Source organism: Actinomadura logoneensis (assembly GCF_003428695.1).
Taxonomy (GTDB): Bacteria; Actinomycetota; Actinomycetes; order Streptosporangiales; family Streptosporangiaceae; genus Spirillospora; species Spirillospora logoneensis.
Genome location: NZ_QURH01000170.1, coordinates 1 through 7698 on the forward strand (window position 1 = coordinate 1; position 7698 = coordinate 7698).

8 protein-coding genes and 1 pseudogene are annotated in these 7698 nt (G+C 75.1%); 6 read left to right on the plus strand and 3 right to left on the minus strand.

What is annotated here, in order from left to right; translation table 11 throughout:
* A pseudogene (locus DZF91_RS39605) lies at positions 1-446 on the plus strand (shikimate dehydrogenase); the annotation flags it as partial.
* 20 nt (positions 447-466) lie between these two features.
* Here the strand turns inward: DZF91_RS39605 and DZF91_RS08820 are convergent.
* Entirely contained in the window at positions 467-1900 is a 1434-nt protein-coding gene (locus tag DZF91_RS08820) for a prenyltransferase/squalene oxidase repeat-containing protein (RefSeq protein WP_117356985.1), read from the minus strand.
* A gap of 131 nt (positions 1901-2031) precedes the next feature.
* Between DZF91_RS08820 and DZF91_RS08825 the strand changes: the two genes are divergently transcribed.
* Complete coding sequence (locus DZF91_RS08825; protein ID WP_117356986.1) at positions 2032-2709, plus strand: HIT family protein; 678 nt, start codon at positions 2032-2034, stop codon at positions 2707-2709.
* A gap of 32 nt (positions 2710-2741) precedes the next feature.
* On the opposite strand, the gene DZF91_RS08830 is transcribed toward DZF91_RS08825, so the two are convergent.
* Positions 2742-3719, minus strand: coding sequence for a PfkB family carbohydrate kinase (locus DZF91_RS08830; protein ID WP_117356987.1), 978 nt, complete (start codon positions 3717-3719; stop codon positions 2742-2744).
* Positions 3720-3868: 149 nt separating this feature from the next.
* Positions 3869-4378 (minus strand): NUDIX domain-containing protein, encoded by a 510-nt coding sequence (locus tag DZF91_RS08835; protein ID WP_117356988.1) that lies wholly within the window; start codon positions 4376-4378, stop codon positions 3869-3871.
* A 573-nt stretch (positions 4379-4951) separates the two neighbouring features.
* On the opposite strand from DZF91_RS08835, the gene infC reads away from it, so the two are divergent.
* The 4 genes from infC to DZF91_RS08855 all read left to right on the plus strand — a co-directional run bounded on the left by infC (position 4952) and on the right by DZF91_RS08855 (position 7201).
* Positions 4952-5518, plus strand: coding sequence for a translation initiation factor IF-3 (gene infC / locus DZF91_RS08840; RefSeq protein ID WP_268915926.1), 567 nt, complete (start codon positions 4952-4954; stop codon positions 5516-5518).
* A 186-nt stretch (positions 5519-5704) separates the two neighbouring features.
* Positions 5705-5899 (plus strand): 50S ribosomal protein L35, encoded by a 195-nt coding sequence (gene rpmI / locus DZF91_RS08845; RefSeq protein WP_117356990.1) that lies wholly within the window; start codon positions 5705-5707, stop codon positions 5897-5899.
* Between the two features lie 73 nt (positions 5900-5972).
* Positions 5973-6350 (plus strand): 50S ribosomal protein L20, encoded by a 378-nt coding sequence (gene rplT, locus DZF91_RS08850; protein WP_026415008.1) that lies wholly within the window; start codon positions 5973-5975, stop codon positions 6348-6350.
* Between the two features lie 38 nt (positions 6351-6388).
* On the plus strand, positions 6389-7201 hold the full coding sequence (locus DZF91_RS08855; RefSeq protein WP_117356991.1) for a TrmH family RNA methyltransferase: 813 nt from the start codon (positions 6389-6391) through the stop codon (positions 7199-7201).
* Positions 7202-7698: the final 497 nt, after the last annotated feature.

Here is a 7698-nt window from a genome sequence, read left to right on the forward strand (position 1 = left end):
CGTCGGCGCTGGCCGCCCTGGCGGCGCTGGGCGTCTCCCGGGTCGCCGTCGCGGTGCGCAGCCCCGAGCGGGCCGCAGAGGCGGTCGAGGTCGGGGCCCGGTTCGGCGTGGCCGCGCGGGTCGTCCGGCTGGACGGGCTCGACGCGGCCCTGCCCGCGGATCTGTCCGTGGATCTGGTCGTCTCCACGCTGCCCGGGCGGGCGGCCGACGCCTACGCCGAGCCCGTCACCGCGTCCGGTGCGGCGCTGTTCGACGTGGTGTACGCGCCGTGGCCGACCGCGCTGGCGGGCGCGGTCGGGGCGGCGGGCGGGCGCGTCGTCGGCGGTTTCGAGATGCTGCTGCACCAGGCGGTGCGGCAGGTCGCGCTGATGACCGGGCGCGACGACGTCCCGGTCGGAGCGATGCGCGCCGCGGGCGAGGCCGAACTGGCCCGCCGCGCAGCCTGACCGACAGCCCGCCCGCGCGGTCACTCGGCGGGTCTGCGGCGGCGCAGGGACTCGTGCGCCGTGGTCATGGCCATCGGGATGATCACGCTGAGCCAGAACTCCCGCCAGCCCCAGGCGCGCAGCGCGACCCCGCCGAGCGCCGAGAGCACGACCCCGGCGAGCAGCAGCGACGACCAGTACCGCCGGACGAACCGGAGCGGGTCCGGACGCGGGCGGGACGGCAGCAGGGCGGACAGCGGACGGTCGCGGGCGTGCGCGCGCTGCACCACCGTCGCGTCCGGCAGCCAGTGCAGCACGTCCTTGGAGCGGGCGAGCGGCATCCGGGCCAGTTCGAGCAGCGCGTCCAGCCGCCACCACAGCGTCCACAGCGAGGTGCGGCCGTTCGCGGGGTACCCCAGCCAGGACGGCGGATCGGCCTCGGTGACCAGCAGCGTCCGCACGGCGCGGGCGAGCAGCGGGCCGGGGGCGCCGCGGGGGTCGTTCACCAGCGCGGTCACCGCGAGCGGCAGTCCGTAGTGCCACAGCGCCATCCGCCAGATGGGGGCCGCGCCCGGGCCGTGCGGCATCACGTCATAGGTCTCGATCCAGGTGAGGTCCTCGGTCGGGTCGAGGTGCTCGGCGAGCCAGTCGTAGGCGGCGAGCAGCCGCTCGTCGTTCCGCCGGGGACGGAGCTCGGCGAGCGTGACCAGCGCGAACGCGGTGTGCGAGACGGTCGGCAGGTCGGCCGGGGTCGCGCCCCACGCGGGCCGCAGCGCGGTCCGGTCGGCGGTCAGCCACTCCACGCCCCGTCCGACCGCCGGGTCGTAGGGGTTCAGCCGGGCGAGCGCGCGCAGCGCCAGGCAGGTCAGCCAGGTCCGGGACGGCGCGCCGCGCAGTGAGCCCCAGCCGCCGTCGGGGTTCTGGTTGCGCAGCAGCCACTGGTGGGCGCGGCGCAGGTCCGGCGCGTCCGGGCGGAGCCCGCAGCGCGCGACGGCGAGGAACCGGGCGATCCACGCGGTCGCCTCCACGACCGGGATGCCGAGGCTGGTCTTGGTGGCCCAGCCGCCGTCGCGCAGCGGGTCGTCGGACGCCGCCTGCCGGTCGGCCAGGAACGCCAGGCCCGCGTCGAAGTGCTCGAAGGAGCGTCCGGCGGCGGTGAAGGCGAGCAGCCCGAGCGCGGTCGCGGTGGAGCCGGGTTCGGGCCGGGCCAGTTCGTGGTACCAGCCGCCGCCGGTGCCGTCCGCCGGCGCGTAGGTGTCGCGCAGGACGTCGAGGGAGGCGTCGAGGACCTGGTGGAGCAGCGCCATGTCCAGGCGGTCGACGTCCTGCGGGCGGCCGGCCGACGGGTCGTCGCCCGGTCGGCCGCCGTCCGCCCGGTCGGGCCGCGAGCGGGCGGTGCGCCGCGTCGGGTCGGAGCGCCGTAGGCGGTCGGTGCGCCACGGGCGCTGGTTCAGGGGAGCGTTCGGAGTGTTCACTGTCGGGGCCTTCTCCCCTGTATGTGCCCGGAAGGACTGGACCTGTACCGCGCGGGTGCCAGAGTTGTGGCGGTTTCGCGCAGCTCGGCGGCGGTCGCGCGGGAACCCTCCGGGACGACGGAGGAGGAGGCATGGCGGCCCCCACGTTCACGGACGCGGACTGCGTCCTCTGTCCGCCCCTGCGGTTCCGGCTGAACGCGATCGCCGGGCTGCCCGGGGCGGACGCGGTCCTTGCGGCGGACGACGGGTTCCTCCTGATGCCCGACCTCGCGCCGCTCACCACCGGGCACCTGCTGCTCGTCTCGGCCGCGCACCTGCCCTGCGCCGGAGCGTTCGACCCCGGCCTGTGGGAGCACGCCCGCGCCTGGCGCGCCACGGTCGCGGACCTGTACGGGAGCGCCTTCGGGACCCCGGACCCGCTGGTCCTGGAGCACGGTCCGGCGACCCCGCAGGGCGGCGGGGCCTGCGTCGACCACTTCCACTGGCACCTGCTGCCGGGCATCACCGGCGTTCGCGCGGTAGTGGAGGGCGACGGGCTGGCGGGCGTCCCGGCGAGCCGTCCCGTCCTGCGGGAACGCCACCGCGCCGGACGCTCCTACCTGCTCGTCGAGGAGCGCGGGATCGCGACCGTCCATCCCGGGGACGGCGTCCCCGGCCAGTACCTGCGGAGGGCCGCCGCGACCGCGCTCGGGCAGGACGGTCCGTGGCGATGGCAGGAGGTGTTCGCGCGGCCCGACAGCAAGGACCGCTTCCTCCGCACCCTGCGCGCCCTCCGCGCCGCCATCGGAGACACCGGCCTTGCCGCCTAAGACACCTGGCCGCCTGACGCACCTGGCCGCCCCTACCGCGTCCGAGCCCCCACGCGCCGCTCGCGTCCCGCCGCTCGCCGCGCGAGCCACCAGTACAGCTCGGCCGACGTGAGGCGATCCCCGAATCCGGCCCGCTCCTCGCCCTTCCGGTAACCGGACGGGTAGTCGACGGTCAGTTCGCCCCGGCGGTGCGCGAGCACGCTCTCCAGCGACGACGGCCCGAACCGCAGCAGCCATAACGGGCGTCCGGGCACCAGCGCGTCCAGCGCGGGGACCATCGCCCGCACGTCGGCCGCCGTCGCCGGGACGGGCAGTCCCAGCAGCCGCGCCAGAGTCGAGACCTCGCTGACCAGCACGTCCGCGAGGGGGAGAGGCGCGAGCGCGTCCGCGAGCGGGAGCCGCTCGTCCACGTCGTGGGGGACGAGATCGAACAGCACGGGCGTCCCCGCCGCCCGCGCGGTCTCCATCGCGGTGCGCAGCGCCGTCCTCGACGTCGCGGCGAGGGAGGCGTACCCGTCGCAGCACAGCGCGTCCGCGCGGCGGATCGCGCGCGCCGCGTCCCGGATGTCGGCGGGGGAGATCCGCCGGTCCGGCGCGTCCGACTGGGCGACGAGCAGCCGCGCGCCCGGCCCGCCGTCGGGGGCCCGGTCCCGGTCGCGGAGCATGACCGTCACGCCGTTCGCGGCCCCCGGTTCGGCGCGCAGCAGGTCGCGCGCCCCGATCCGGCGCAGCTCCCGCCGGACGACCGGGGTGAAGCCGTCGTCCCCGATCCGGCCCAGCACCGACACCCGCCGGAAGTACCGGACCGCCCACCGCGCCATGTTCACCGCCGTCCCGCCGACCACGGCCCGCGCGGGCGCGTACGCCAACCGGTCGGCGGACACCTCGGTGAAGCGGACGTCCGGCAGCGTCGCCCGCACCTCGATCCGCACGTCGCCCAGCACCACCACCGAGAACCGCCGCCGCGCGGCCCCGTCCAGCCCGGGGTCGGCCACGGCCGTCCCCGGCACCGGCTCCGACTCCGTCCCCGTCCCCGGCTCCGGCTCCGGACGGTCCCTGGGCTCCGCCGGAACGCGCGGTCCCTCCGAACCCTCCGCAACGCCCTGTTCCGCCGGGCCGCCGGCCGTGGGAGGCCCGCCGGGCCGACCGCGCCGGGGCATCAGCGGATCGCCGGGTGGCGGCGCAGGAACTCCCGCAGCACCGGACGGAGGCTGGGGATCAGCTCCAGCGACGCCGTCCGGTCCAGCGGTACCCACGCCGCCTCGTCCAGATGGTCGTCGGGCACCCGGTTCAGCGGGTCCACGTCCAGGGTCAGCGGGCGGCAGTGCCGCGCCGCCGCCACCACCCGGACCTGCTCGCCCGCGCCGCCCGGCATGAACCACTGCCACAGGTGGAACGGCGGCCCGGGATCGATCTTCAGCCCGACCTCCTCCCACACCTCGCGCCGGATGTGGTCGTCGAGATCGAGGTCCTCGGCGACGTGCAGCCGTCCGCCGGGCACCTCCCAGCGCCCCGGATGGTGCGGGTCGGTCCGCGCCTTGCGCACCATCAGCAGCCGCTCGCCGGCCACCGGGTCGCCGGACACGATGAACGCCTTCTGCGCGAACTCCAGCCGGACGGGGGCGCCGGGCGGCGCGGAGGACGAGGTGGGCGCGGCGGACGCGGGCATGGCGGAACCCCTGGCAGCGCGGCCCGGCGGGCCGTCCTGGTCCAACCGTAACCCCGGGGCCGCTCGGCGGGGCCGCACCGTTCAGGAAGATGCACCTCACCTTGGACGTCCGTCCCCGGGGGCGGCCTGGTCGCCCCTGGGCAGAGCCTGGGAACCGGTTTTCGGACGGTAATGTATTCATTACCCAATGCATTCATCGGCCTCCCGGGCCGCCCGTCACCGAAGAGCCGGCCCGAAGCGGGTCCATTCCCCGGCGCGAGGTGGAACAAGGAGTGCCCGAGAGGTGTTAGTCTTGGTGGCTGACCGGTCCTGTGCGTCTCTTCGGAGAACGCATCGGACGTTCAAGCGGAGGCCACCTCCCACCTGACCGGCCGTTCGGCCGGTGGGTCCCGGTCCGTGAACGGCGCTCCGGCGTCCGTTCCGAGCGCACCGCCCTCCGGGGCGCGCGCCCGACCGAAGGTGGCCCCGCATGCGCGTCGTGCGGGGCTTTTCGCATGAGGGGCCTCGGGGTACAACCGGTCGCAAGCTTGCCACGCACGGCTCCTAGGAGGTCCCATCAGCGCCGAACCGCGTATCAACGACCGCATTCGCGTGCCCGAGGTCCGGCTCGTCGGCCCGAACGGCGAACAGGTGGGCATCGTTCCCATCGCCAAGGCCCTTGAACTCGCGCGTGAGTCGGATCTCGACCTGGTCGAGGTGGCGCCCACCGCGCGCCCGCCCGTCGCCAAGCTCATGGACTACGGCAAGTTCAAGTACGAGTCCGCGATGAAGGCGCGTGAGGCGCGGAAGAACCAGGCGCACACGATCATCAAGGAGATCAAGCTCCGGCCGAAGATCGACCCGCACGACTACGAGACCAAGAAGGGTCACGTGGTGCGGTTCCTCAAGGCCGGGGACAAGGTCAAGGTGACCATCATGTTCCGCGGCCGTGAGCAGTCCCGGCCCGAACTGGGTTACCGGCTGCTCCAGCGCCTCGCCGAGGACGTCGACGAGCTCGGCTTCGTCGAGTCGCGGCCGAAGCAGGACGGCCGAAACATGATCATGGTGCTCGGTCCGCACAAGAAGAAGGCCGAGGCCAAGGCCGAGGCCAAGGCCGAGCGCGCCGCCCGGGAGCAGGAGCAGGAGTCCGCCCAGGGCTGAGCGCCGCCGGCCCCGGCGGGGCCGCCTGGGCCCCGCGTGAGCGGGGCGTGCCCGCGGAAGCGGGGCAGAGACGCACGTACATTGAGCCTGACCAGGCGTCGCACCACGCGACCCGTGGTGGACGCCGATCAGGCGTGCCTCCGTGCCCGAGCACGGGGGTCCGAACGAGAGGGAGACGACGGCGCCATGCCGAAGACCAAGACCCACAGCGGGGCCAAGAAGCGGTTCAAGCTGACCGGCTCCGGCAAGGTGACCCGCCGCCGCGCCAACCGCAACCACCTGCTCGAGCACAAGCCCACCAAGCGGACCCGCCGTCTGGACGGCAGCGTCGTGGTGGCGCCCGCCGACGCCAAGAACATCAAGAAGCTGCTGCGCAAGTAAGCAGCCGCAAGACCAGCAATCCGTACGACGGGTCGGCGCCCGAGTCGCCGGCCCCCACGAAGGAGTTCGAAACGTGGCACGCGTCAAGCGGGCGGTCAATGCCGCCAAGAAGCGTCGGGTCGTCCTGGAGCGGTCGAGCGGCTACCGCGGCCAGCGGTCGCGCCTGTACCGCAAGGCCAAGGAGCAGCAGCTCCACTCCATGACCTACGCCTTCCGTGACCGGAAGGACCGCAAGGGCCAGTTCCGCCGGCTGTGGATCCAGCGCATCAACGCCGCCGCCCGCGCGAACGGCATGACCTACAACCGGTTCGTCCAGGGCCTCAAGGCCGCGGAGGTCGAGGTCGACCGCCGCATGCTGGCCGAGCTGGCCGTCAACGACGCCGCCGCGTTCGCGGCGCTCGTCGAGGTCGCCAAGGCCGCGCTGCCGGCCGAGGGCGAGAAGGCCGCCTGAGCGCGGCCGGAACGACGAGCGCGGGTATCGGCGTGAGCATGGCGGGCCGCGAGCTGACCTCCCTCCGTTCACCACGGGTGAAGGCCGCTCGGCGGCTCGCCAAGCGCGCGTTCCGGCGCCGTGAGCGCCGGTTCCTCGCCGAGGGTCCGCAGGCCGTCCGGGAGGCGCTGGCCATCCCCGGCGGCCTCGTCGAGCTGTTCACCACGGCCGAGGCCGAGACCCGCCACCCGGAGCTGATCGCGGCCGCCGACCAGGCGGGCGTGCCGGTGCTGCGGGTGAGCGGCGAGGTGATGGCCGAGCTCGCCCAGACCGTCACCCCGCAGGGGCTGCTGGCGGTGTGCGGGTTCCTGGACGTGCCGCTCGGCGACGCCCTGGCGGCCTCGCCGAAGCTGGTGACCGTCCTCGCGCACGTCCGCGACCCCGGCAACGCCGGCACGGTGCTGCGCACCGCCGACGCCGCCGGGGCCGACTCGGTGGTGTTCACCGACGCGTCGGTGGACCCCTACAACGGCAAGTGCGTCCGGGCCTCCGCGGGCAGCCTGTTCCACCTCCCGGTGGTGATGGGCCCGCGGTTCGAGGGCCTGGCCGCCGACCTGAAGTCCGCGGGGCTGACCGTCCTGGCCGCCGACGGGGCGGGCGACCGCACCCTGGACGAGGCCATCGACGGCGGGCTGCTGGCCCGCCCCACCGCCTGGGTCTTCGGGAACGAGGCGTGGGGGCTCCCCGAGGAGACCCTCCGGCACGCCGACGAGGTGATCCGCGTCCCGATCTACGGTCGCGCCGAGAGCCTGAACCTGGCCACGGCCGCCGCCGTGTGCCTGTACGCCTCCGCACGGGCGCAACGCGCCTGACATCTGTCCCGTTCCGGCCGGGAAACGCCCAGGTCACCCGCTTGCAGGGGATTCGGGACCGGCCGCGGAACGCCCCGGGGAAGACGGCGCGGCGGACCGTCCGGTTCGGCGCTGACCGCAACCGGACGGTTCCGCGCGGGACGACGGCCATACCGGGCCCGGCCTGCGAGGATGGACCCGTCCGGAAGGCGCGGCGGGGACCGCGTCGCCCGCCCCTCACCGGGCGGGCCGGGGGCCGGACGACAGCGGGGCCGGCGGACCCTCCACACGGGGAGGGGCGACCGGTCCGGCGGGGGAACCACACGCGTTGACAGCCGCCTCGGTGAAGATCCGCAGGACGGCGACGACGCCGCGAGATGGGGGATCGAATGACCGACCACAGGGGGAGGGCGGCGAGGCGCACGGCCCGGCGCGAACCCGAGGTCCGATGCCGCACCGGCGTCCCCGCGGGCCGTCCGGCGGGCGTCGCGGCGCCCGGCCGCGCACCGGCCTGCGCG

Excerpts from the sequence above, each read along its gene's own strand:
- DZF91_RS08825 (WP_117356986.1), top strand. The coding sequence starts at position 2,032 with ATGGCGGCCCCCACGTTCACGGACGCGGACTGCGTCCTCTGTCCGCCC.
- DZF91_RS08835 (WP_117356988.1), bottom strand. The coding sequence starts at position 4,378 with ATGCCCGCGTCCGCCGCGCCCACCTCGTCCTCCGCGCCGCCCGGCGCC.
- rpmI (WP_117356990.1), top strand. The coding sequence starts at position 5,705 with ATGCCGAAGACCAAGACCCACAGCGGGGCCAAGAAGCGGTTCAAGCTG.
- DZF91_RS08855 (WP_117356991.1), top strand. The coding sequence starts at position 6,389 with ATGGCGGGCCGCGAGCTGACCTCCCTCCGTTCACCACGGGTGAAGGCC.